We start from the raw sequence: 23,592 nt of genomic DNA, 5'->3' as shown, positions 1-23,592 counted from the left end.
TAACAATCCAGTAGCGCAAAATTAACCAAATCTTAGCTGGTGACCAATCCTTTTCGAACACGGATCCTGGCGTCAGTGATTGCGTCTTCAACTGCCCAACGGATTAATAAACACACAACTGCCCTCGACTTTAGCGAGACAACTCTTTATAGTGCGCCCCCTTATACCGCTTATCTCAGCCTTCGTGGCCATTTTTCTAGGATTACCTTTTGATTTCTACCGCAAACATCACCATGCAATTTGGCGCCACGCCACTATTCGAAAATATTTCCGCTAAGTTTGGCAATGGTAACCGTTACGGCTTAATTGGCGCCAACGGCTGTGGTAAATCAACCTTTATGAAAATCCTTAGCGGAGAACTAGCCCCTAGCTCAGGCAATGTGTCAATCAGCCCCGGCGAAACAGTTGGAACCTTAAGCCAAGACCAATTCGCCTTCGAAGCTTTTAGTGTGGTAGATACTGTAATTATGGGCGATGCGGCCCTATGGAAAATCAAACAACAACGCGACCGTATTTATGCCTTACCCGAGATGTCAGAACAAGACGGAATGGACGTGGCTCACTTGGAAACTGAATTCGCTGAAATGGACGGATACAGTGCCGAAAGTCGCGCGGGTGAAATTCTATTAGAAGCAGGCATTGCCGAAGAGCTTCACTACGGGCTAATGGCACAAGTGGCACCGGGTTGGAAGTTACGAGTCTTGCTTGCACAAGCTCTATTTGCAAACCCAGATATATTATTACTCGACGAACCCACCAATAACCTAGATATTCATACCATTGAGTGGTTAGCCAAAGTACTGAACCAACGTAAGTGCACGATGATCATCATTTCCCATGACCGCCACTTTCTCAACTCGGTCTGTACCCACATGGCCGATATTGATTACGGCGAACTGCGTATTTACCCCGGAAACTATGAGAAATTCATCGAAGCGTCTTCGCTGATCCGAGAGCAACTGCATAGCGAAAATGCGAAGAAAAGTGCCGAAATCGATGAACTACAGGCCTTTGTGAACCGTTTTTCAGCCAATGCTTCTAAAGCCAAGCAGGCTACCTCACGAGCCAAACGGATGGAAAAGATCACCCTCGACGAAGTTAAATCTTCCAGCCGTAGAACGCCCTCAATTAGCCTTAAGCAAGATAAAAAACTCCACCGTCAAGCACTCATCATTGAAGATCTAGCCCACGGTTTTGCCGGTGAGACGCTATTCAGCCAAGGTAATATTATTTTGGAAGCGGGTGCAAAGTTGGCGGTAATTGGCGAAAATGGAGCAGGAAAAACCACTTTTTTACGCTGTTTGATGAAACAAATTTCAGCCAACAATGGAGACATTAAATGGTCTGAAAATGCCACCATTGGCTATTGTCCACAAGACAGCAGTCGCGATTTTGATTGTGAACTCTCGATCTTTGATTGGATGTCGCAATGGCGTAGTGCCAAACACGACGACTTAATGGTTCGCGGCCTATTAGGTCGACTATTGTTTAGTGCAGACGACTTCAATAAAAAATCAAAAGTATGTTCGGGGGGCGAAAAAAATCGCTTGTTGTTTGGCAAATTGATGCTACAAAACAATAATGTACTAGTGCTCGACGAACCCACCAACCACCTCGATATGGAAGCCATTGAAGCGCTTAATCAAGCTTTAGAGACTTACGATGGTACGGTCATTTTTGTGAGCCACGATCGCGAGTTTGTATCCTCGCTCGCTAGCCGAGTAATCGAAATAAAAGAGCAAAGCATTATCGATTTTCAAGGCAGCTATAATGAATACCTCGCCAGCCAAACAGAGCAATTAAGAGTCGCCAACGGCTAAACGTTCACGCCAAAATCACCTGCTTAATGAAAGGAAAAGAAGCGTAAGCCGGCTGCTTACGCTTTAACTTACGAGCAGCTTATCTTTGATAGCAGGCTTAGTGACCAAAGCGTGTCAACGCAAAGCTGTTAAGTAATCGATGAATCAGGTAACACACCAACAAAGTAACAACCGTAGCAAACAAAATACTGCTTAGTCGATAAAGACCACTGAAAACCAAATCGTTACTCGGTGTAAGGTATTGCCCAAATAAGATCCCTAAAGTCGTGAGAGCACCAAATCCAACGCCTGAACCACCGCCCTCTTTCAAATGAACATAGCTAAACAACAACAGTCCAATCCACAATAGCGGAAGTACCAAGATCATTTGTCCAGACCAATGATATAAAACTAGCTGACAGACAAGGCCTGTACTCACTCCCAACATAGTGCCTATCGCCCTTTTTCTGGCATAACTTAAAGCACCATTCCAATACATTGGAAACAGCAATAAAATGGTCGTCGCCTGAGCCGACATCGAATCTTGTAAGTCAAACACTTGAAATACCCAGAATGAAATAGTGGCAATTGACGCCCCCATCAACGCTTCATGCCGCATTCGATGAGCTTGCTTTGCTAATACGGCTGGTTTGGGTCGAGGTGCTACATCGGGGATCAAGGCTGTCACCAAAAAAGCAATCAATACCGACAGCAGATTGGCTCCCATATTAGTGAAAATCAAATCATTCAAATCGGTACTGGGATAACTTGCAAAGTGCAGCATAATACTTAAGTTCAATAAACTTGTGGCTCCAAATAGAAACAAGCTACCTTTTGACATACAAGCGAACTTATATAGGAATAATACAAACACCAACATGCTCATTAAGATGGTATGACTGCCAAATAAGCCAGCGAGTAAGCCAACTTCAATCCCGCAAACCACTGCCGCTGCAATACATTGGCGAGCCACATGACCATTCATCACCGGAACCATTCCCAGCAATAAAATCGGGGTCACCACAAAAAAGACCCCGTTACTCAACTCAAAAAATTTGCAAATGAGAAATCCAAGACAAGCACCGCAGGCTATTCGTAAAGCTTGGCGAAGATCATTCTCCGATAAGGGGCGATGCCATAAATTCATAGCTCAGCCTTAATAGATGTAATGCAGCATGCTCAGTAAACTGATTTGCGTTTTAGCGAGCCAGCGAAATAAACCATCTTCGGGTAATAGCTGTACCGTTGCCTGAGCACCAGAAGGTAAACCAGCGGTTTGAGCACCTTCTAGCGAAAAATGAATACGCATCCGTTGGGCATCTCTGACCCAACGGGTAGAAGTACTGGGTGTTGCTAAACGCCCATTAGCATCAAACTGCCCAACGCTCACACCAGCATCCATACCGATCACCGATGCCGAGTAAAGTTGCCCCGGATCGCCATCAAATGTGATGAGTGCTTTACTTCCCGTGACCGCCAAGCGAGAACTTTTTTCACGAAAATCGGCAATAACTTCCGCTTCCGTTGAAACCAAAGCTAATAAGGGCTGACCCACGGTTGCATATGCCCCAGCGGCCAGTTGCAGGTTGGCCACAATGCCCCCTCGCTCGGCCCTCACTTGGGTATAAGATAAATTGAGTTTTGCTTGACGAAGTTGGTTACGTGCAAGCCGAATATTAACATTATTATCATTCATCTCACCCCGACTGAACCGCAGTGCATTTAGCCGAGCTTGAGCGGCCTGCAAGTTAGCCTGTTCAGCCACCGATTCGCTTTGTGCATCATCTTTTTGCTGCTGAGAAATACTGTGCTTGATAAATAACTCTGCCAGTCGTTGTGCATATTGCCGTTTCTGTTGCGCCACTATCCCTAGTGACACAACATCGGCTTTCGCCGCAGCTAAAGATGCATCCAACTGGTGGTTAGTTTGCTGGGCTAGCTCTAACGCTAACGCAGCCTTTTCCACTGCCAACTGGTAGGGCTTTGGATCGATAGTGAATAATAAATCGCCTTGCTTCACCAACTGATTATTCGCAATATGAATCGCCACAACATTACCATTAACTCGAGGCACTACCTGAGTCACCCCACGACTCACCATGGCCTGAGGTGTCAACGGAATTTTATAATCAGCAAATAAAAAGTAAGTAAATACCATGACAAACACCAGTATCGAAAACTTTATCCAACGGGCAAATTTTTGTTCTACAGTCATGTCACAGACTCCTCGATCTCAACATGATTGTCGTTTAATTGGTGTAAAGCATTATGGGTGATGGTCTCAAGCACAGTTTCAAATTGAGTAAGTGCCGCTTCATCAATGTTGGCCAGAATGTTCCGCCGCAGCGCTAAAATACGCCCCTCCACCTGAGTCATGAGCGCAATTCCATTTTCAGTAAAGCTAACAATACGCACCCGTTTATCACTCTCACAGCAATCACGAACGATCAGACCATGGCTTTCAAGTTGACTTAAAGTTCGCATTAACGAGGCCAATTCAATTTCCAATGCATTGGCGAGTGTTTTCTGACTCACATGGTCGTTTAAGGTTTTTAATTTCCATAATACCGTCCAACGCGAATGAGTCAGACCCAATGAAGTCAACTTACGATCGGCCACCGTCCGCCACAAACGGGCAACTCGACTGAGTTGCTCGGCCAACGACAATTGTTTAAACACTGCGATATCATCCATCATTTAATCCTCAGTTACTTAGCCTGCTAAGCATGATACATTACTTAGCAGGCTAAGCAAATAAATGTGATCAGGTTCTCATAAATTTTGAGCAATGGGATCTACGCCGATAAACGTATGAGGTGATGATTTGTAAAGTAATTGAAGTTTCAAAAAACAAGGGGGTAAGATTACACCAACAAGCCATTGAATAAGGTTAAAATGGCTTGTTGGGTGCTTTGCCGCAGTAAAATGACTAAAAAATAAAAGGCACAATCATCGGACATAAAATAGCGGTAAAGATCGCGCTAAGTACCAAAGCCAAAGCACTATAGGCACCTTGTTGATGTCCATCTTCCGAAATACGAGCCGTCCCCAAAGCATGACAAGCGGTGCCCATGGCAATGCCTTGTGCTTTGATGGAATGAATACCGAACAACCTTAATGTTGGTAAACCCGCAACCGCCCCCACCAAACCAGTGATTAGAACCGCAATCGCGGAGAGCGCAGGCTGACCTTGAACCTGTTCACTAATCAAAACGGCAATCGGAGTCGTTACCGATTTGGGCGATAAAGACGCGGCGATCACTGGTGTAGCGCCCACCAACAATGCCATCAACAAAGTTGAACTCACAGCAATAAGCACCGCCGCCAATACGGTCAACGCAATGCGCGGCAGTTCTCGCTTAATTTCATGTAATTGTTTGTATAAAGGCACACCTAAGGCGACAACCGCTGGCTGTAATAACTCACTTAACCAACCACTGTATTGGTTATAGTCGCTGAACGCGATCCCAAAACTTAACAGTGCAATCACCAATACAGTCAGGCTAATCAGCACCGGATTTAACCATGGTGAGGGGTAACGTTGTTGCAGGCGTTTAGCAAAAATGTAGAGCGCGATGGTTAGCGGTAAATAAATCAGATTAATCATGACTGACGCTCCGCCTTCTGCTCCCAATACTGATAAATTTTACCCACCACAACTAACAAAATGAGGGTCGCTAATACACAGGTCATCATCATTGCAGGCAAAGCCTGAAATAAAGTTTCAAGATGGTCGACCAAACCAACACTAATAGGTACAAATAATAACGACATCCAACGTACAAATAGCATTGAACTTCGCTCCACCCAAGCCAGTTTAATCCATCTTAACTGCAACAGGATGGTCAGCAGTAACATCCCTAGAATACTCGCGGGGAGAAGGTTTCCGGTAAGGTAACTCAAACCTCGTCCGGCCCATAGGGCTGCATAAATAATGGCTAAACCCAGGCCAATTTCAAAGGCTATTGATTTCTGAAATTTTCTAATCACAATCGGTCGACATCCGTCATTCAATGAAGCTATTATGTAATAAAATTACATAACAAGCTATTACTAGCTAAGCTTTGTTTTTAGGAGAAGTCATGAAGATTAGTTTTTTTAGCGCGAAGCGCTACGACCGTCAACACTTTGATGCCCAAAATAAGTCTTCAGCATTTGCCATTGAATACTTTGATACCGCCCTCAGTACACAAACGGCTCGTTTAGCGCATGGCAGCGATGCAGTCTGTGCGTTCGTGAATGATGATTTATCGGCCCCCACCTTGCAGGCATTGCATCAACTGGGAATAAAGTTGGTACTGTTGCGCTGCGCAGGATTCAACAATTTAGATCTAGCCGAGGCGGAAGCTTTAGGTATCACCGTGTCACGAGTACCCGCCTACTCGCCAGAGGCGGTCGCCGAACATGCAATAGCCTTGATGATGACATTAAACCGCCGGATCCATAAAGCCTACCAACGCACTCGCGATGCCAATTTTTCGCTCGAAGGTTTAACTGGTATGAATATCTTTGGCAAAACCGCAGGCGTGATTGGCACCGGTAAAATTGGTTTAGCCACGGCCCGTATTTTAAAAGGGTTTGGCTGTCGAGTTTTAGCCTTCGACCCCTATCCCAACGACGCAGCGAAAGAGCTGGGTATTGAGTATGTCAGCATGCCCGAACTTTTATCACAGTCACGCATCATCACCCTACACTGCCCTTTAACTGTTGAAAATACTTACTTAATTGGTAAGTCTGCTTTCGCTCAGATGCAAAAAGGCACCTTATTAATCAATACCAGTCGTGGCAAATTGGTCGATTCCCTCGCCTGTATTGAAGCACTTAAAGATGGCACCTTAGGTGGTTTAGCCTTAGATGTGTACGAACATGAAAAAGAGCTATTCTTTGAAGACCTGTCGGCAGAAGTGATCCTCGATGATGTATTCCGCCGTTTATCCGCTTGCCACAATGTAATCTTTACTGGTCATCAGGCCTTCCTAACCGACGAAGCGTTACAAACCATCGCGAATACCACGCTCGCCAATGCCAGCGCCTTCCTCGACGGTAAACGCAGCGGTAACGAGGTAACCGCAGAAGCCATCGATAATAGTTAATAACAAGCCTTCTAAAGGCTGCATCCCAAAACTGAGCACTTAGCAATAAATGCTGTTTTTTTCGGCAACATAAAGCCAAGTCCGGGCTTAACTTAGATTTAGTGAGTTAAGCCCTGTTATTGAGCTGCGCTTTACCGTATGTTGAAGGGAGTAGATGGTAGACACAGCGAGACCTTGAGTGAAAAAATATAAACACGAAGCACAACTGTTAAAAAAGGCCATACAAATCGGTGAGGTTTATGCCTTACAACGTGGTTTTGCCAAATTTCCGCCAGGAATTTCAGAGAAAGATAAGGTGGAAGCCCTGTACATGTTATTGGCCGAAGACAAACGTCTTACCCCACTGCCCAAAGATAAACTGACCGGACCGGAAATGCGCCATAAATTAGTATTATGGTTAGCCAACCAACTCCCCAAAGACCACGAGTTATTGCAAGGCTAAAACCACTCAGCAAACAAGCAATGAGGAGAGCACAAAGCCTTCAGCCAAGCGAAATAAAATGCCGTTTGTTTTGCAGCTCTCCCGCATTGGCACTTCACCGTCGAATCAAACAGTGACAACACTTGCAGGCCATTGTTCAGGTTTAGCCCACCAGCTGTTTTGCGAACTGATGGTGTTGCGCTTTCAACTGATTTAATTGCGCCCGTGTTTGCTCTGCATCTTCAATCAGCCACTTGCCAGCCACCATTAACTTGCTCACCTGACTCGCACCACACAAGATCAACGCGGCCAAAGGATCATGTGCACCAGAAAAATTAAGTCCGTCTAATTGATACAAGCCCAAGTCAGCTTGTTTGCCTGGCGCAAGCACTCCAATATCATCTCGCCCTAGTACCGAAGCACTGCCTTGAGTTCCCCAGTTCAACACTTGTAGATGGGTGATTTGATCAGCACGATAACGTAAGCGCTGCTGCATCAATGAATGTCGCAATTCTTGGATCATATTCGAACTATCGTTGGAGGCCGAACCATCCACGGCCATCCCGATATGACATCCAGCGGCCGCTAAATCCAGTGTTGGGCAGATCCCCGAGGCGAGCACCATATTCGAGGTAGGACAGTGAGCAATACCGATTTGCGCTTCACCCAAACGTCGTATTTCACTGGGATCAAAATGAATGCCATGAGCCAGCCAAGTTTGTGGCCCCATCCAGCCGCAATGCTCCAAGTAATCAACTGGACGCATGCCCAGTTTTTTCAGGCAAAAATCGTTCTCATCTATGGTTTCACCTAAATGGGTATGTAGCCGTACGCGATGACGTTTCGCTAACTGTGCGGTTTCACACATCAGTGACTGCGTCACCGAAAACGGCGAACAAGGTGCTAGGGCCAGTTGTAACATACTGCCGTCATCCGCGTCGTGATAACGTTTGATCAGCCGCAGGCTGTCCTCTAAAATTTGCTGTTCACTCTGTACCACTGAATCCGGCGGCAGGCCGCCATCTTTTTGCGACAGACTCATGCTACCGCGCGTCAAGGTCGCCCGCACACCTAAACGCCCCACCACTTCGGCTTGAATATCGATGGCATCACTCAGTGCGTGATTAAACACATAATGATGATCGGCCACCGTGGTTGCACCGCTCAGCATTAGCTCCCAGCAAGCAATTTCGGTGGCAAGTTCGATGTGTTTAGCTGTTAAGCCACTCCAGATGGGGTAGAGAGTTTGCAACCACGGGAATAAAGGTTGATTAATCGCCGCGGGTAGACAGCGGGTCAGAGTTTGATAAAAATGATGATGGGTATTAATCAAGCCCGGCATCAGCACATAGCGATGTGCGTCAAAAATATCATCGATGGTGCCCGTCGGCCGTTGGCCAGCCGCCACACATTCAAGGATCGTCGACCCTTGTACCACTAATCCGCCCGCACAGTCACGTTCAGCATCAGGGCCGCTGATCGCCCCATTAAATACAGCTAACGGATCTTTAATCCATAATTTGGTGGCAGTTGGTGTCGCGACAGACATCGTTGGCATCTCACCCTTGTAAACAAAACATATGCTAACAGGACAAGCAAAAAGCTGACCAAATAATCAAGTTCAATCTTTAACTAAGCCAATCCCTCGCAGCACAATATCAATCAGATTTTGTTCCGCAAGGTTAAACTCTTGCTGGTTTAGGGCTCGGCCTTTGATCAGTTTAATTTCGGTATCAAAGTCGGCGTAAAATTGGGTCGCGCCCCAAATCAAAAATAATAAGTTGAGTGGTTCGATAGGACGTATTTTACCTTGTGCAATCCAGGCTCGGATCAAGTCAGATTTACTGTTAGCCCAATCGATGACGGGTAATTGCAATTGATCCTTCACATTGGGTACACCTTGAATAATTTCCATGGCGAAAATACGTGAACTTTTCGGATGGCTGCGACTATAGCGCATTTTTGAGCGAATATAGGCGCTGATGGCTTCTACTGGATCATCTTCCACTGTGGTCTGCTCAAAAGCATTGTTCCACATGGCTAATATGTCTTGCAGTAAAGCCTTGTATAAACCCTGCTTAGACTTAAAATAATACAGTAAATTTGCCTTAGGTAATTCAGCACGGTCGGCAATCACTTGCAAAGATGTCCCTTGATAACCATGCTTTGCAAACTCATGAGTTGCAGCTTTCAAAATTACTTTTTCATTCTTCTTTCGAATGGTGCCGCCTTGCGTCACCGTCGTTTTTACCATGCGCGTGAAGTCCCTTCTATATTCGCTGACCCGATTAATAAGTCAGGCATTATTAATGATAAAATATAAAATCACTAGTGCTAATCTGTCGCCACAGCGATAAGCTAGGTGCGCACCATAATGCTTCAAAACTGGCAAATTGCGCACCAATCAAGTACAACATATTTTAAACATTTATAACTTGTAAGCTACAACAATAAACTTGAACAAATGGTCAGATTTATGCATTAGCTGTGGCAAGCTGTTAAATATACACATTGAATGGACTCAGAATGAACCAACACGATTCATTGTTAGAACTTTGGCAAGTATCCAAACGCTACCCCGGCGTTATTGCCAACGACCAAGTTAGCATGCAACTAGAAAAGGGCGAGATTTTAGCCCTGTTGGGTGAGAATGGCGCGGGGAAATCCACCTTAGTAAAAATGATCTATGGTGTGGTTCAAGCCGATGAAGGTGGGATCCTGTGGAATGGGAAAGAAGTCAAAATCACTTCTCCTAACATGGCCCGGGCCATGGGGATTGGCATGGTGTTTCAACACTTCTCGGTCTTTGAAACGCTCACCGTGCAAGAAAACATTGAACTAAGCCTCGATGCTGGCGTGGTGAAAGACGCCGCCGCATTGCGAGCCAAAATTATCGAGTTAAGCGCCAACTATGAGTTGAAGGTCGACCCAGATCGTTACGTATATAATCTGAGCATCGGCGAGCGACAACGCTTAGAAATCTTACGTTGCCTGATCCAAGACGTAAAACTACTGATTTTGGATGAGCCCACTTCAGTATTAACGCCTCAGGAAGTCTCGGGCTTATTTAAAGTCTTGCGCACCCTTGCCAGTGAAGGCTGCAGCATTCTATTTATTAGCCACAAACTCAAAGAAGTCACTGCACTGTGTGACCGCGCAGTCATTTTACGCGGTGGTAAAGTCAGTGGCGAATGTGTGCCCGCCAACGAAACCCCCGATTCTATCGCCCGAATGATGGTAGGCAGCGATGCGGTGCTCTCGGAGCGTTACCATAAACGGATCGGCTCTGACGAAGTACTGGTGACCCGCGACTTAACAGTGCCCCCCACCAATCCTTTTGGAACGGGTTTAAACAAGGTTAATTTAAGTCTGCACCGCGGCGAAATTTTAGGCATTGCAGGGGTGGCAGGCAATGGTCAGGAAGATCTACTGGAAGCACTGAGCGGTGAAGATACCCGTGCCGAAGCCAGCAATATCGTGATGCATGAGCGCAACGTTGGCAAATTAAATGCCGGCGAGCGCCGCCTATTAGGGATGAGCTACGTACCCGCCGACCGCCTAGGACAAGGCGCCGTGCCCGAGATGAGCCTAGCCGACAATACCCTACTCACCAGTGCGCGTAAGGGGCTCACCAAACGAGGGCTGATTTTGCCGCATAAGGTAGTAGAGCTGGCCAAGGCAATTATTCATCACAACGATGTAAAGTGTCATAACGCCCATTCTCAAGCCAAAAGCTTGTCGGGCGGTAACTTGCAAAAATTCATTATTGGTCGTGAAGTAGACCAAGAACCCGACATTTTGATCTGTGCCCACCCAACTTGGGGAGTCGACATTGGTGCTGCTAGTGCGATTCATCGGCAACTGATTGAATTACGTGATAACGGTGCCGCTATCTTGGTGGTGTCGGAAGATATTGACGAGCTATTTATGATTTCAGACCGAATTGCCGCCTTATATGAGGGGCAACTGTCACAAGCCGTGCATACCGAACAAACCAATATTGAGCAAGTAGGCAAATGGATTGCAGGCGGCTTTATTAACCACGATGAACCCGAGGAGGGCCTGCGACGTGCTTAAAACCCAACCTCGTTTAGAATCATCAAAGTTAATGTCTTGGTTGTCACCGCTAATTGCGGTCGTACTCACCATGCTGGTATCCAGCATGATGTTTTTAGCGCTGGATATTAACCCCGCTACGGCCTTTAAAGTGTTTATTATTGCGCCCTTGAGTGACAGTTATAACTTGGGCGAACTGATGGTTAAAACCACGCCCTTACTGCTCTGTGCCACGGGCTTAGCCCTCTGTTATAAAGCCAATATCTGGAATATTGGCGCCGAAGGCCAGCTACTCGTTGGCGCCTTGGTGGGCAGCTATTTTGCCTTACAGGCCGGTGATGACAGCGGCTATAGCTGGTTAATCGTCACGCTCTTAGCTGGCACCTTAGCAGGCCTACTATGGGCTGCCATTCCAACCCTGCTGCACCAGTTATTTCATACCAATATTATCTTAACCACCATCATGCTGAACTACGTGGGTTTGTATTTGTTATTATGGGGGGTTCATGGCCCGCTAGTCGATCCCGCTGGTTTTGGCTTTCCTGAATCGGCTGTTTTTGCCGATTCGGTATTACTCCCCACCTTAAGTGAACAAGGTCGCGCCTCCATCAGTATTGTGATTGCAATATTGGCAGCCATTGGCTCGGGGATCATCCTGTATCGCACTCTGCCTGGATTTCAGCTGCGAGTATTTGGCTCCGACCAACCCGCAGCGCGTTACGCAGGCTACAGCAGCAAGTTTATTGTGTGGAGTGTAATGCTTAGCGCTGGCGCCTTAGCTGGCTTTGCTGGAGTTGCCGAAGTAACCGGACCCATTGGCCAGCTAATCCCACAAGTTTCACCCGGTTATGGCTATGCGGCAATCATCGTCGCTTATTTAGGGCGATTGAATCCTTTTGGTATTATTTTCGCGGCATTTTTCATGGGCACCTTGTATATGGGCAGTGACCTGGCACAAATTGAACTGGGTATGCCTACCGCAATTACCGGGCTATTTCAGGGCATTCTATTGTTCTTCCTGCTGGCTTGTGACTTCTTGATCCACTACCGCATTGTTTTGCAGCCAAGTAAACCCAAAGCGAGCACCAGCCGCTCTTCTTCCGAACCAAAGCAAGGAACCGCTTAATGGATATCGAACTAATTCAACAAATTTTGGTTGCGGCAATTAAAACCGGAACCCCATTATTATTGGTCGCCCTTGGTGAGCTAATTTGCGAAAAGTCCGGAGTGCTCAACTTAGGCCAAGAAGGCATGATGTTGATGGGTGCGATGGCTGGTTTTGCTGGTGCCTATTTTACTGGAAATCTTGCCTTAGGTTTATTATTAGCCGTCATTGCAGGCATGGCGATGGCTGCGATCTTCGGTATCTTATCGTTAAATTTAAATACCAATCAAGTGGCCACTGGCCTCGCCTTAACCATTTTTGGTGCCGGTTTAAGTGCCTTCTTAGGTGCCAGTTTAGTCGGCTCCACGGTGGTTGGCTTTAAAACCATACCGATCCCACTGCTGAGCGAAATCCCTTTTATTGGCCCCTTGCTGTTTAACCACGATATCTTAGTTTATGCCAGCTTCGCCTTAACTGGTATTTGTTGGTGGGTCGTCAATAAAACCCGCGCCGGGCTAACCTTACGAGCGGTGGGCGAAAACCCATATTCGGCCAATGCTTTGGGAATCAAAGTGCTCAAGGTTCGCTACCTAGCGGTACTTACCGGAGGTGCCTTTGCTGGTTTAGCGGGTGCTTATATGTCGCTCTCTTATACCCCAATGTGGATGGAAAACATGACCGCGGGTCGTGGCTGGATTGCCCTCTCTTTAGTAGTATTTGCCTCTTGGCGAGTAGGCTATTTAGTCGTAGGAGCTTACCTGTTTGGTGCCGCTTCAATTTTACACTTGGTGATGCAAGGACTCGGGGTGACGATCTCGCCAAACCTGTTAGCCATGATGCCTTACGTGGCAACCATTGTGGTAATGGTCTTGATTAGCTCGAATCCAATTCGTCAAAAACTGGCCGCACCGATGAGCCTCGCTAAGCCCTTCGATGCTCGGATCCACTAACAAAAAACAGGGATTAAACCGCTTAGTTTAATCCCTGATACAACTCTAGAATGAGTTTTTTGTCAGTCCAGTGAGTAAAGCCTTCCGTTCAACACAATTTCACGTATCATGTTTGTTCAGGCTTTGTTTATCTTTCGCGGATCATCATTGTTGATCAATTAGTTTTCATCGCGACTCCGCTCAATGGTTACCAGCATCTGATCTCACTACAACTGCAATAACAATCTCATATACATCAGGCCCTAGGAGAACTTCTTCGCTATGCCCTACTCGCTTTACTTAGCTCATATCAACGATACCCACTCTCATTTCGAAGCGTCCATGGTTCACTTCAAGATCAATATTCAAGGGGAAGATTATCGTTTAGAGGCTCAATGTGGCGGTTACGCCCGCATCGCCACGGCGGTAGAACAGCTCCGCCAAGAAGCTAAGCAACAGCGTTGCCCTTCATTATTTTTACATGCTGGCGATAGCTTTCAGGGAAGTTTGTACTTTAGCCAATTTAAGGGCTTAGCTAACGTTCGCCTACTCAATCGTTTAGCACCCGATGCCATGACCATTGGCAACCATGAGTTTGATTTAGGCAATGCACCAGTGGCGCAGTTTATCGAGCAAGCCAACTTTCCCTTGCTGGCTGGCAACATGGACTTAAGCCAAGAAGACCAAAACAAAGCCCACCCTCTGGCGCCACATAGTAATCTTTATCGCTATGATAATTCTCGCAAAATAGCTCAGTACCTATTAAAGCCTTTAGCCGATAAACAGCTAGCGATTATTGGGATCACTCATGATTTAATGCATCAGATTGGTTGTCCCGATAGCGATTGCAGTTTTCTGAATGCTATCGAAACCACCCGCGCCACCATTGAGCATTTACATCACCAAGATATTCAGCACATCATTATACTCAGCCATTTGGGTTATCAGGCTGATGTTGAACTCGCCAAGGCGGTTAACGGTATTAGTCTGATTGTGGGTGGGCACTCACATACCCTCACTGGCGATTTTAGCAGCTTAGGCCTTAATTCCTGTGAACAAGGGCCTGCTTGGGTGAATGATAGCCTGATCTTACAAGCGGGCAAACATGCCGAATCTATTGGCTTAGCAAAACTCGGGTTTAATCGCGAGGGTAAGGTCACCCATATGGATGGTGGCATATCCTTCTTACTCAGCGAAAATTGGCAAGCCTTTGTCAATGAACAACCAGTCACGCCTCCCCAACATCAAGCAATGCAACACTACCTAAGCGGGAGCCGATTTTTCAGCCACTATTCTGCCGAGCCCAAAATGCAGACACTCATCGATAGAGACTATCGACCAGCAGTTGAAAAGATGCATCAGCAAGTGATTACCACGGTGCCTCAATCGCTATTTCATACCCGAGCGCCCACCGTTGATTTTCCTCAAGGTAGCGAGGTTTCGCCACTGGTTTGTGCCGCTTTCTATTGGGTGGCAAACCAACACTCTCCCACCGACTTTGCCTTACATAATGCCGGAGGGGTAAGAGTTTCATTAAAAACAGGTCCACTCACCAAAGCCGAAATTTGCGGTCGGCTACTGCCCTTCGAGATTGCCATCGTAAGTTATTTAATCAAAGGTGCAGACTTAGCCATCGTGATCGAAGGGGCTATCGACAATGCCTATAGTAACGGCATTGTCGGCACTGGCGATGGCAGCTTTCCCTATTTTCATCGGCTGCGTTATCGCTATCAAGCTGAACTTCCTCAAGGCCAACGAGTGAGTGAAATAGAGTTATACCAAGGCGAGCAATGGCAAGCAATGGAGTCCGAAAAAGCCTATAGAGGGGTTTCTTCGGCCTATACCTTAGCCGGTAAAGAAGGTTATCACGGGCTACTCCAGACTTGGGATCATCAAGATCTAGGCATGAGCATGAGCGACAGTTTTGTAGCTTACGCCGAGCAAATCGATCAACTGAGTGCAGAGACAAGCCAAGTAAGCACTTGAGCCCTTTAAAATTCACACCGCTCAATTACTCGCCAAGTGATTGAGCTCTCGTGAAACGCTTTACCAATTCAAGCAACCCGATGATACACCCGCTCAGGTCGACCCACCGCGCCGTAGGCCACTTCAGGACTCAGCTCGTTACAGCTGACCAAATACTCCAAGTAGCGCCGGGCCGTGGTGCGGCTACTGCCAATCTGTTTCCCTGCCAGCTCAGCAGTTAAGCTGGCATGCTCCCGAAATAGCGCGCGCACCTTATCAAGTGTGACCGCATCAACGCCCTTGGGTAAGCGCCGCTTGTTTTCTGCCCCACCACTCGCCCCCTCGCTCATTGGCATTAGCTTATCGACATCTTGCTGCTCAAAACTACTATTTTGGGTCAAGCGCTGTAAGTAGGTTCGATAGTTTTGCAAGGACTCTTGCAACCGCGGAAACACCACTGGTTTTAAGATGTAATCAAACACCCCATTACGCAGAGCCTCTTGTAAGGTGGCAGCTTCTTTGGCGGCAGTGAGTAACATCACATCAATCGCTAAATCTTGGCTACGAATATATTTCAATAATTCAAGACCAGTACCATCGGGCAAATACACATCTAACAAGATCAGTTGTGGCGGTTTGGCATGAATATGGATTTTGGCATCGGCAATGCTCAAAGCAATCCCCGAGACCTCAAAGTCACTAACGCGTTGTAAATACTGGTGGTGAATCTCGGCGATCCCTTGATCATCTTCAACAATAAGAACCTCAATCATAGCCTGACTCCTACTTCAATTGCTTGGGTAAATAAACGGTAAAGCGAGTCCCATTTTGATCGCTACTAAATTCCACATTACCCCGTAATATTTGCACTGTTTCTTTGACTAAATAAAGGCCAATCCCATGCCCCTCCTGACTCTTACTGGTGACCCCTTGCTGATAAATATTGGCCTGTAAACTATTTTGAATGCCTCCTGCAAAATCTTCCACTTCAATAATAATGTCGTGGCCAAGATCGGTCATCGACAAATTAATCGGCGACGGTGACTCGCTTCTGCGAGTCGCTTCAAAGGCGTTATCCAGCAAGTTCGCCACAATAGTCACGATTTGCTCCGAGCCACAGTGTTCAGGCAACTGATGTAAACTACTGTCAGGATCAATATGCAAACTCAAACCCAGCTCATGAGCGCGATGGAACTTGCCTAATATACAGCCAGCAATCACCGAGTCATCGACCGCCTCAATCAAAAAATGAATTAGCTCTTGAAATTGATCATTCGCCTGACCAATAAACTGCAGCGCCTTTTCACCTTGGCCTAGCTGGATTAAACCCGCGATGGTATTCAACTGATTGGCATGTTCATGAGTTTGCACCCGCAGCGCTTCCGAATGGGCTTTAATTTGCGACAGTTGCTGAGTAAGCGAGGTAATTTCATCTTTGCGACGAAAGCTTGAAACCATGCCAATAAATGAGTTTTGAGGGTCGCGCATCGGTACTCGGTTGGCGATCAGCAAATGGCCATTAAGCAGCAACTCGATGTCGCTTTGCGCCTGAGGTTGGTCGAGTAACTCCACCATGTCGCTGTCGGGTAACCAATCGCGAAGCGACAAACCGACCGGACTGGGTTGCGCGCCTTGATCTTTACCCAACAAACGGATCGCATTAGCATTAATGTTGGTGATGATACCCTCTCGATTAATCGCTATCACCCCTTCGCGAATGGTATTCAAGGTCGCCTGTAACTCAGCATAAAGTCGACTCATCTGTTCCGGCTCAAAGCCCAATAAAGTATTTTTAATTCGCTGTGCCAGCCACCAGCCAATGAGCATATTCAGTGACAAAACCCCCATCACTAATAAAATCATAAAATACAGATAGGGCTTGAGTTGTACATCAATTTTTTCTAATAGATAGCCCACCGAAACGATGCCGATAATATTTCCTTGCGCGTTTTTTACCGGTACTTTTCCGCGCACCGACACACCTAAAGAGCCTTTCGCCCGCGACACATATTCTTCGCCCAAACTAAGCGCAGCGTAATTATCACCGCCCACCATCGGTTGACCGATCCGCTCCTGCTTCGGGTGCGCTAAGCGCACACCATTGGCATCACCCACCACAATGAAACTGGCGCCCATGGTACGGCGCAGCTCTTCCGCCAGTAATTGCAAAAACTCACTGTCTCCACGCTCTACTGCTGCCACCACATCCGGTAACTTGGCCACCACTCTTGCCACATCCAGCGCACGCTCACCTTTGTCTTGATACTCTGAATCACTTACATACCAGTAGCTGGTCACCACCACAATGCTCAATTGTAACAAACTGTAGAGCAGCATAATCAGTAGCAGTCGAGCGCGATAACTGAATAGTCGAGCAGGTTGATACATTCCTTTCTCCCTGTATTCACACAAATGAGCTTAGCACGAGCATCGAACTGCACTCCCGTGAACAATATGAACTTAATCAGCAATATGAATTTTAAAGCCATTACTTGGCTTTTATTTATAAAAAATCACCTTTCGTTAACATTGCGTTAACCTTCTTCGCTGAAAAACATAATTTTAACTGGCGAAGTCACGTTCAGATCTTCTGGACACCCTATGGAACAAGGAGAGCCAACATGTTCGCCAAGATTCAATTATTGAGAACATTAGTAGGGGCCGCAGTATTGGCCACCAGTTTAAGTAGCATTGTACAAGCTGAAGAAATTCATTTTTTAATTCCCGGCGGCGCCGGTGGTGGTTGGGACGGCACCGCCCGCGGCACTGGTGAAGCCCTGATGAAATCGGGCATTATCGACAAAGTATCCTTTCAAAACATGAGCGGGGGTGGCGGCGGAAAAGCCATCGCTCACCTGATTGAAACGGCTAAAACCCAAGATCACACCTTAATGGTGAACTCGACTCCGATTGTAGTTCGCTCATTAACGGGGGTTTTTCCACAATCATTTCGCGACCTAACACCGATTGCTGCAACCATCGCTGATTATGGTGCATTAATCGTGCGTGCCGATTCCAAATATACCCATTGGGATCAAGTGGTCAGTGATTTTAAAGACAATCCGAATAAGGTTAAAGTGGCTGGCGGCAGTGCACGCGGCAGCTTAGATCACTTAATTGCTGCGGCAGCAATTAAAAACGAAGGCTTAAACCCAATGAAATTGCGTTATGTCGCCTATGATGCGGGCGGAAAAGCTATGGCTGGCTTGCTTTCTGGCGAAACGGCACTGCTCTCCACCGGATTGGGTGAGGCCTTAGAGATGGCTAAAAATGAGCAGATTCGGATCTTAGCAATTACCGCTGAACAACGAGTGAAAGATGCCCCTAATGTCCCCACCCTCAAAGAGATGGGTAACAACACAGTATTTGCTAACTGGCGAGGTTTTTTTGCTGCGCCAGGAATTAATCAGGCACAAGCGGAAAAGTTCTCTAACGAGCTAAAAGCGATGTATGACACGCCAGAATGGGAAACCGTGCGCAGTCGCAATGGCTGGGTGAATAACTTTGTTCCCTACGGCCAATTTTACGGCTTTCTCGAGCAACAGGAAAAAATCGTCGGTAGTCTGATGAAAGAACTAGGGTTTCTTAAATAGCTTCACTTCAGCCAGAAAATCCCTTGCTGAATCTTTTGCTTAAGCCAAACACTCGCTTAAGCACCGGTGTCGGGATCGACACCGGCCTTTTTTAATCTGGAGCAAGATATGCAACTTAGCAATCAACGAATAGGCGGCCTTCTATTTTTGCTACTGTCTTTGTTTTATGGCTATTTTAGCTACGACATTCAACTGTTTGCCGGTGCCGAGTTTGAACCCTTTACTCCGCGAACTCTGCCGCAGTTTTTAGCCATTAGCGGCCTTGTGTGTTCTCTGGCGCTAATTATCGGCGGAGGTCGAGACCTTCTCACCAGCCTAAAACAAACCCAATGGCTAGCAGTAACAAAATTGCTAGCGGTGATGTTCGCCTACGGCTGGTTCGTGAACTGGTTGGGTTTTGTACTCGCCACGATTTTTTTCTTGGTGCTCAGTTTTCGCCTGATGGGCGAAACCAAGCATAAAAAAGCAATCATGGTCGCAGTGATCTTTACCCTGGTATTTTGGGCGCTATTGACTCAAATATTAGATATTTATCTGGAACCTGGACAGCTATGGCACTGGTTTAATGCTTAAACGTAAACCAGTCGCAAGGAGTAACACATGTTAGACGGAATTTTAGCCGGACTTGGCACCGCAATCATGCCAATGAACCTAATGATGGTGGTGGTTGGCTGTTTAGTCGGTACCTTTATCGGCATGCTGCCAGGCCTTGGTCCAATTACCGCCATCGCCTTGATGATCCCCCTCACCTACAGCTTAGAGCCTTCATCGGGTTTAATTTTAATGGCAGGCGTCTACTATGGCGCAATTTTTGGTGCTTCCTCATCTTCCATTTTAATTAATGCCCCCGGTTGTAGTGCCACCGTGGTGACCGCCTTCGACGGCAACCCGCTGGCTAAAAAAGGCCAGGCAGGTAAGGCCTTAGCGGTTGCGGCATATGCCTCATTCACTGGCGGAACCCTTGGCGCAATAATGCTACTAGTTGCCGCTCCAGCGCTGGCCTCAGTCTCCTTAAGCTTTCAAAGCGCCGACTACTTCGCGCTGATGGTCTTGGGTTTATCAGCGGTCGCAGCATTCTCCGGAAAAGGCCAAGTACTAAAAGCAATTATGATGACCATTCTTGGCTTAATGCTGGCTACGGTGGGAACTGATCGCAGTGAAGGCGTAGAACGTTTCACCTTTGGTCAACTCGATCTAATCGATGGTTTCAGTTTCTTACTATTAGCCATGGCCACTTTTGCCCTCGCCGAAACGCTGATGTCGGTACTCAAACCTGAAGATCCCAGCAACAGTGGCAAAGAACAAAAAATGATGGCCGAGCTGGGCAGCTTAAAACTTAGCAAGGACGAAATCAAAGAGATTGCCGCCCCGACCCTACGCTCCTCTGTTCTTGGCTTCTTTGTCGGCGTATTACCCGGCGCCGGAGCAACCATTGCCTCATTTTTGGCTTATGGAGTCGAGCGTAACATTGCCAAGCCAGAAGATAAGAAAAAATTTGGTGAAGGTTCACTCAAGGGACTGGCTGCGCCAGAATCGGCCAATAATGCAGCTTCCACTGGCTCGTTTGTCCCTTTACTCACGCTTGGGATCCCTGGTTCGGGCACCACTGCCGTATTATTGGGCGCATTGATTGCCTATGGGATCCAACCCGGCCCACGCATGTACATCGAACACCCTGACCTATTTTGGTCGATCATCATCTCGATGTACTTTGGCAACATTATTTTGTTGATCTTAAACTTGCCACTGATCCCCTATTTGGCCAAGTTACTCAACATTCCACGTCCCTACTTAGTCCCTATGATCCTGCTGTTTTCCATCACCGGAGTGTATTTGGTGTCGTTCAATAGTATGGACATTTTGATTATGGTGGCGGTGTGTGTAGCCGCTTTAGGTTTACGCCTGCTGAATTTTCCGATGGCGCCGATGCTACTCGGCTTTATTCTCGGCGGCATGCTCGAAGACAACCTGCGCCGCGCCCTGTTAATTGGTGATGGCGAACTCAGCTTTTTGTGGGAACGTCCTCTCACCCTCAGCTTCATTAGCATCGCCGCGCTGGTTCTGTTCAGTCCACTGCTACGCCCCCTTTGGGAGCGCAGCAAGGCCGGACTCGACTACCAGGCTGCGAAACGTAAAGCGGCGGTTAAATCTTAGCGATTAGCGCTTAACGAAAAGGCCTTAAGATTGTGCTTAAGGCCTTTTTTATACGGTATTATTTGGACTCCTAGGATATCAAGGGAAATAGTGAAAAAATTTGCGCGTTTATACATGCACTAATTCAGATTATTCATTTTTATCAATCAGTTATATATTTACGATTTGAGATAATAGGTTTGGAAAACGCGCATGCGCGTTTTTCCTGATGGTGTATTTAGCAGAATACTGATAAGTTCATTACATACAGATAGTTAACTGTGCGCGTTTTCACTGGTCCAACAAGGTAAACGCGCATGCGCACTAATAAAATGTTAGTTGCCAAAGGAAATATCGGATGTTAAATCGAATTTTATCTCGTTTCGCTTCAGTGCTGTATGTCCAGATATGGGAGAACAGAATCAAGGTAACCGATGTTTTAAAAAATGAGTGCTTTGATGATTCACCTATCGTTGTTATTCAGACAGCGGAGAATGGAGCCAAAACAATCTCAGGAATTGGCAAGAAAGCTAGCCAGATCTTAAAACCTAATGAAATGGCGGTTAATCCTTTTTCTCATCCAAGAGTGTTGTTTTCTGACTTTTACGTAGGTGAAAAACTGCTTCAATACGCTTTTAACCAACTAAGCAATATCAAGTTGTTGCGTCCAAGGCCCAAGGTCGTTGTTCATCCCATGGAGAAAACAGAAGGAGGCCTCACAATGATTGAAAATAGAGCTTTCAGAGAGCTGGCAATGGGCGCAGGGGCCATAGAGGTTAAGTTGTATACTGGTAATCCTCTTTCAGTTGTAACCTTCGATTTTGACAAAATCAAGGACGAGTCAGGCCTCACGCAAGCATCGACTAAAAACAATAGTTCGGCATCTAATCTTGTTGTTCTGGCAGTCTATATCTTGGTTATATTTTTGGCACTATGGCATTTTGGCAACTAATCGGGTAGCCGGAGGTATCTAGCCTCCAGCCCCCACAACACCCTGCATGCGGCTCCGCACAGGGCGTTTCACTTAGAATAGTGAAGCTTTATCCATCCATCTCGTAGCGCAAATAGACCTTGGGATTTCAAGTAAGCATTCGATAATGCTTGTTGGATCCCCGGTGTTTTCGAGCTCCTCCATGGGCCTTTACTGGTGATACCACACGCCACTGCGGCTTGAACATGTACCCCTCGGCGCATGAGATTCCTCACTTTGGTTCTCGGTTTTCGCCATTGTCGCCAATAGGCCATTCGTACTCTGCGTCTTACCCAATGATCAAGATCGACACACAGTTGATAGCAATTCGCGATCCCAAAGTAGTTTATCCAGCCTCGGAGATATTGGCTCACTTTAGCGAGCTGGTAAGTCATCGAGACGCCCCAGTTTCGGTTGGTGAGGCGCTTTAGCTGTTGTTTAAACCGGTGTAGCGTTTTGGCATGGATTTGCAGCCGTCCCGCTTTGAAAGTAAACCCTAAGAACTGACTCTTCGCTGTTTTAACCACCTGGCTTTTGGTGGTGTTAACGATTAACTTTAAGCGGCGTTGCAAGAAGTGACTAATGCTCGCTAGCACCCGTTCTCCTGCACGCCGACTTTTCACCAAGATGGTGAAATCGTCAGCATAGCGGGCGAATTTATGGCTCCGTTTCTCCAGTTCTTTATCTAATGGGTCGAGCATGATGTTGGTCAGCAAGGGGGATAATGGTCCGCCTTGTGGTACACCTTCTCGAGTTTGCTGATAGCACTGGTTATGGATAAAACCCGCTCTTAAGTAGTGTCCAATCAGCTTAAGTAAGCGCTTATCTTGCATTCGGTGACCCAGTTTACTCATCAATAAGTCATGATTAACTCGGTCAAAGAATTTAGATAAATCCACATCTACCGCAAAACGTCGGCCTTGCTTGATGATGCTTTGCACTTGTTTCACCGCTTGTTGCCCATTCTTGTTTGGTCTAAATCCAAAGCTGTTCGCTGAGAAGCTAGGGTCAAAGATAGGCGTTAGCACTTGGGCAATGGCTTGCTGGATGACACGGTCGAGCACGGTTGGGATCCCCAGTAGGCGCTTCCCGCCATCGGGTTTATCTATCTCCACACGGCGTACCGGTTTAGGTTGATACTGGCCGTAGCGCAGTTCCGCCGCCACCTGTTTCCAGTGTGCTTTTGCCCAAGCAGGGAAGGCGTCAATGGACATGTTATCTACGCCAGCCGCCCCTTTATTGGCTCGAACACGCTGCCACGCACGCAGAATATTTTCACGTTGTAGCATGTGTTCAAATAGATGTTGGCTAAAGGCTGGCTGCGGGTTAATACGCTGAATCGCATCTACGCCGGCCGGCGAATGGGTGTTCAAGTTTAACAAGGCTCCTCCTTTATTCTAAGTGTTCAGGCCTTCACCGTGTCCCAACCATTACGATGGGCGTTGGGCTACTATGCCGTCTGCTGACTTCTACTTAATCACCAATTGAGTTGCCCCAACTAGCGCTATCGTTGTTCATCGAGTTTGCT

At 46.8% G+C, this 23,592-nt stretch carries 21 protein-coding genes; 11 read left to right on the top strand and 10 right to left on the bottom strand.

Annotated features, from left to right (window positions below; genetic code table 11):
- The first annotated feature begins 209 nt into the window (after positions 1 to 209).
- A complete protein-coding gene (locus ACRRSY_RS07910; RefSeq protein ID WP_432462907.1) occupies positions 210 to 1,820 on the top strand; it encodes an ABC-F family ATPase in 1,611 nt (536 codons plus the stop codon).
- A gap of 97 nt (positions 1,821 to 1,917) precedes the next feature.
- Here ACRRSY_RS07910 and ACRRSY_RS07905 read toward each other — a convergent pair whose 3' ends face one another.
- From ACRRSY_RS07905 to ACRRSY_RS07885, 5 genes are all read right to left on the bottom strand, one after another.
- Positions 1,918 to 2,946 (bottom strand): DUF2955 domain-containing protein, encoded by a 1,029-nt coding sequence (locus tag ACRRSY_RS07905; RefSeq protein ID WP_432462906.1) that lies wholly within the window; start codon positions 2,944 to 2,946, stop codon positions 1,918 to 1,920.
- A 9-nt stretch (positions 2,947 to 2,955) separates the two neighbouring features.
- Complete coding sequence (locus ACRRSY_RS07900) at positions 2,956 to 4,014, bottom strand: HlyD family secretion protein (protein ID WP_432462905.1); 1,059 nt, start codon at positions 4,012 to 4,014, stop codon at positions 2,956 to 2,958.
- Complete coding sequence (locus ACRRSY_RS07895; RefSeq protein ID WP_432453738.1) at positions 4,011 to 4,496, bottom strand: MarR family transcriptional regulator; 486 nt, start codon at positions 4,494 to 4,496, stop codon at positions 4,011 to 4,013. Before ACRRSY_RS07895 ends, ACRRSY_RS07900 begins: the two co-directional genes overlap by 4 nt.
- A 232-nt stretch (positions 4,497 to 4,728) precedes the next feature.
- Positions 4,729 to 5,406 carry an LrgB family protein gene (locus ACRRSY_RS07890; RefSeq protein WP_432453739.1) on the bottom strand — a complete coding sequence of 226 codons (678 nt, stop codon included), beginning with the start codon at positions 5,404 to 5,406 and terminating at the stop codon, positions 4,729 to 4,731.
- A complete protein-coding gene (locus tag ACRRSY_RS07885) occupies positions 5,403 to 5,789 on the bottom strand; it encodes a CidA/LrgA family protein (RefSeq protein ID WP_432453740.1) in 387 nt (128 codons plus the stop codon). The genes ACRRSY_RS07890 and ACRRSY_RS07885 overlap by 4 nt, the downstream gene beginning before the upstream one ends.
- A 92-nt stretch (positions 5,790 to 5,881) precedes the next feature.
- Between ACRRSY_RS07885 and ACRRSY_RS07880 the strand changes: the two genes are divergently transcribed.
- Positions 5,882 to 6,892: a 2-hydroxyacid dehydrogenase gene (locus ACRRSY_RS07880; protein WP_432453741.1), complete on the top strand. Its 1,011-nt coding sequence runs from the start codon at positions 5,882 to 5,884 to the stop codon at positions 6,890 to 6,892.
- A gap of 178 nt (positions 6,893 to 7,070) precedes the next feature.
- Positions 7,071 to 7,334 (top strand): DUF5062 family protein, encoded by a 264-nt coding sequence (locus ACRRSY_RS07875; RefSeq protein ID WP_432453742.1) that lies wholly within the window; start codon positions 7,071 to 7,073, stop codon positions 7,332 to 7,334.
- A gap of 142 nt (positions 7,335 to 7,476) precedes the next feature.
- On the opposite strand, the gene ACRRSY_RS07870 is transcribed toward ACRRSY_RS07875, so the two are convergent.
- Positions 7,477 to 8,862 (bottom strand): 8-oxoguanine deaminase, encoded by a 1,386-nt coding sequence (locus ACRRSY_RS07870; RefSeq protein WP_432462904.1) that lies wholly within the window; start codon positions 8,860 to 8,862, stop codon positions 7,477 to 7,479.
- A 72-nt stretch (positions 8,863 to 8,934) separates the two neighbouring features.
- Positions 8,935 to 9,567, bottom strand: coding sequence for a TetR/AcrR family transcriptional regulator (locus tag ACRRSY_RS07865; RefSeq protein WP_432453744.1), 633 nt, complete (start codon positions 9,565 to 9,567; stop codon positions 8,935 to 8,937).
- Between the two features lie 272 nt (positions 9,568 to 9,839).
- Between ACRRSY_RS07865 and ACRRSY_RS07860 the strand changes: the two genes are divergently transcribed.
- The 4 genes from ACRRSY_RS07860 to ACRRSY_RS07845 all read left to right on the top strand — a co-directional run bounded on the left by ACRRSY_RS07860 (position 9,840) and on the right by ACRRSY_RS07845 (position 15,389).
- Positions 9,840 to 11,390 carry an ABC transporter ATP-binding protein gene (locus ACRRSY_RS07860; protein WP_432462903.1) on the top strand — a complete coding sequence of 517 codons (1,551 nt, stop codon included), beginning with the start codon at positions 9,840 to 9,842 and terminating at the stop codon, positions 11,388 to 11,390.
- Entirely contained in the window at positions 11,383 to 12,495 is a 1,113-nt protein-coding gene (locus ACRRSY_RS07855; RefSeq protein ID WP_432453746.1) for an ABC transporter permease, read from the top strand. Before ACRRSY_RS07860 ends, ACRRSY_RS07855 begins: the two co-directional genes overlap by 8 nt.
- The gene (locus ACRRSY_RS07850) at positions 12,495 to 13,424 is read left to right on the top strand and encodes an ABC transporter permease (protein ID WP_432453747.1); all 930 of its coding nucleotides are present in this window, start codon (positions 12,495 to 12,497) and stop codon (positions 13,422 to 13,424) included. Before ACRRSY_RS07855 ends, ACRRSY_RS07850 begins: the two co-directional genes overlap by 1 nt.
- A gap of 261 nt (positions 13,425 to 13,685) precedes the next feature.
- Positions 13,686 to 15,389, top strand: coding sequence for a bifunctional metallophosphatase/5'-nucleotidase (locus tag ACRRSY_RS07845; protein ID WP_432462902.1), 1,704 nt, complete (start codon positions 13,686 to 13,688; stop codon positions 15,387 to 15,389).
- A 68-nt stretch (positions 15,390 to 15,457) separates the two neighbouring features.
- On the opposite strand, the gene ACRRSY_RS07840 is transcribed toward ACRRSY_RS07845, so the two are convergent.
- Together ACRRSY_RS07840 and ACRRSY_RS07835 are read right to left on the bottom strand one after the other, a co-directional pair.
- A complete protein-coding gene (locus ACRRSY_RS07840; protein ID WP_432453749.1) occupies positions 15,458 to 16,141 on the bottom strand; it encodes a response regulator in 684 nt (227 codons plus the stop codon).
- Between the two features lie 10 nt (positions 16,142 to 16,151).
- The gene (locus tag ACRRSY_RS07835; protein ID WP_432462901.1) at positions 16,152 to 17,756 is read right to left on the bottom strand and encodes an ATP-binding protein; all 1,605 of its coding nucleotides are present in this window, start codon (positions 17,754 to 17,756) and stop codon (positions 16,152 to 16,154) included.
- A gap of 233 nt (positions 17,757 to 17,989) precedes the next feature.
- Between ACRRSY_RS07835 and ACRRSY_RS07830 the strand changes: the two genes are divergently transcribed.
- The 4 genes from ACRRSY_RS07830 to ACRRSY_RS07815 all read left to right on the top strand — a co-directional run bounded on the left by ACRRSY_RS07830 (position 17,990) and on the right by ACRRSY_RS07815 (position 22,046).
- A complete protein-coding gene (locus ACRRSY_RS07830; RefSeq protein WP_432462900.1) occupies positions 17,990 to 18,961 on the top strand; it encodes a tripartite tricarboxylate transporter substrate binding protein in 972 nt (323 codons plus the stop codon).
- 108 nt (positions 18,962 to 19,069) lie between these two features.
- Complete coding sequence (locus ACRRSY_RS07825; RefSeq protein ID WP_432462899.1) at positions 19,070 to 19,534, top strand: tripartite tricarboxylate transporter TctB family protein; 465 nt, start codon at positions 19,070 to 19,072, stop codon at positions 19,532 to 19,534.
- A 27-nt stretch (positions 19,535 to 19,561) separates the two neighbouring features.
- Positions 19,562 to 21,115 carry a tripartite tricarboxylate transporter permease gene (locus ACRRSY_RS07820; RefSeq protein ID WP_432462898.1) on the top strand — a complete coding sequence of 518 codons (1,554 nt, stop codon included), beginning with the start codon at positions 19,562 to 19,564 and terminating at the stop codon, positions 21,113 to 21,115.
- 337 nt (positions 21,116 to 21,452) lie between these two features.
- A complete protein-coding gene (locus ACRRSY_RS07815; protein WP_432462897.1) occupies positions 21,453 to 22,046 on the top strand; it encodes a rod shape-determining protein MreB in 594 nt (197 codons plus the stop codon).
- A 68-nt stretch (positions 22,047 to 22,114) separates the two neighbouring features.
- On the opposite strand, the gene ltrA is transcribed toward ACRRSY_RS07815, so the two are convergent.
- Positions 22,115 to 23,446 carry a group II intron reverse transcriptase/maturase gene (ltrA, locus tag ACRRSY_RS07810; protein ID WP_432462896.1) on the bottom strand — a complete coding sequence of 444 codons (1,332 nt, stop codon included), beginning with the start codon at positions 23,444 to 23,446 and terminating at the stop codon, positions 22,115 to 22,117.
- Between the last annotated feature and the right edge of the window lie 146 nt (positions 23,447 to 23,592).

The sequence above is a fragment of the Agarivorans sp. QJM3NY_33 genome, assembly GCF_050870865.2.
In the GTDB taxonomy this organism is placed as follows: Bacteria; Pseudomonadota; Gammaproteobacteria; order Enterobacterales; family Celerinatantimonadaceae; genus Agarivorans.
Note: the sequence above shows the minus strand (reverse complement) of the source record. Positions and strands in the feature narration are given on the sequence as shown.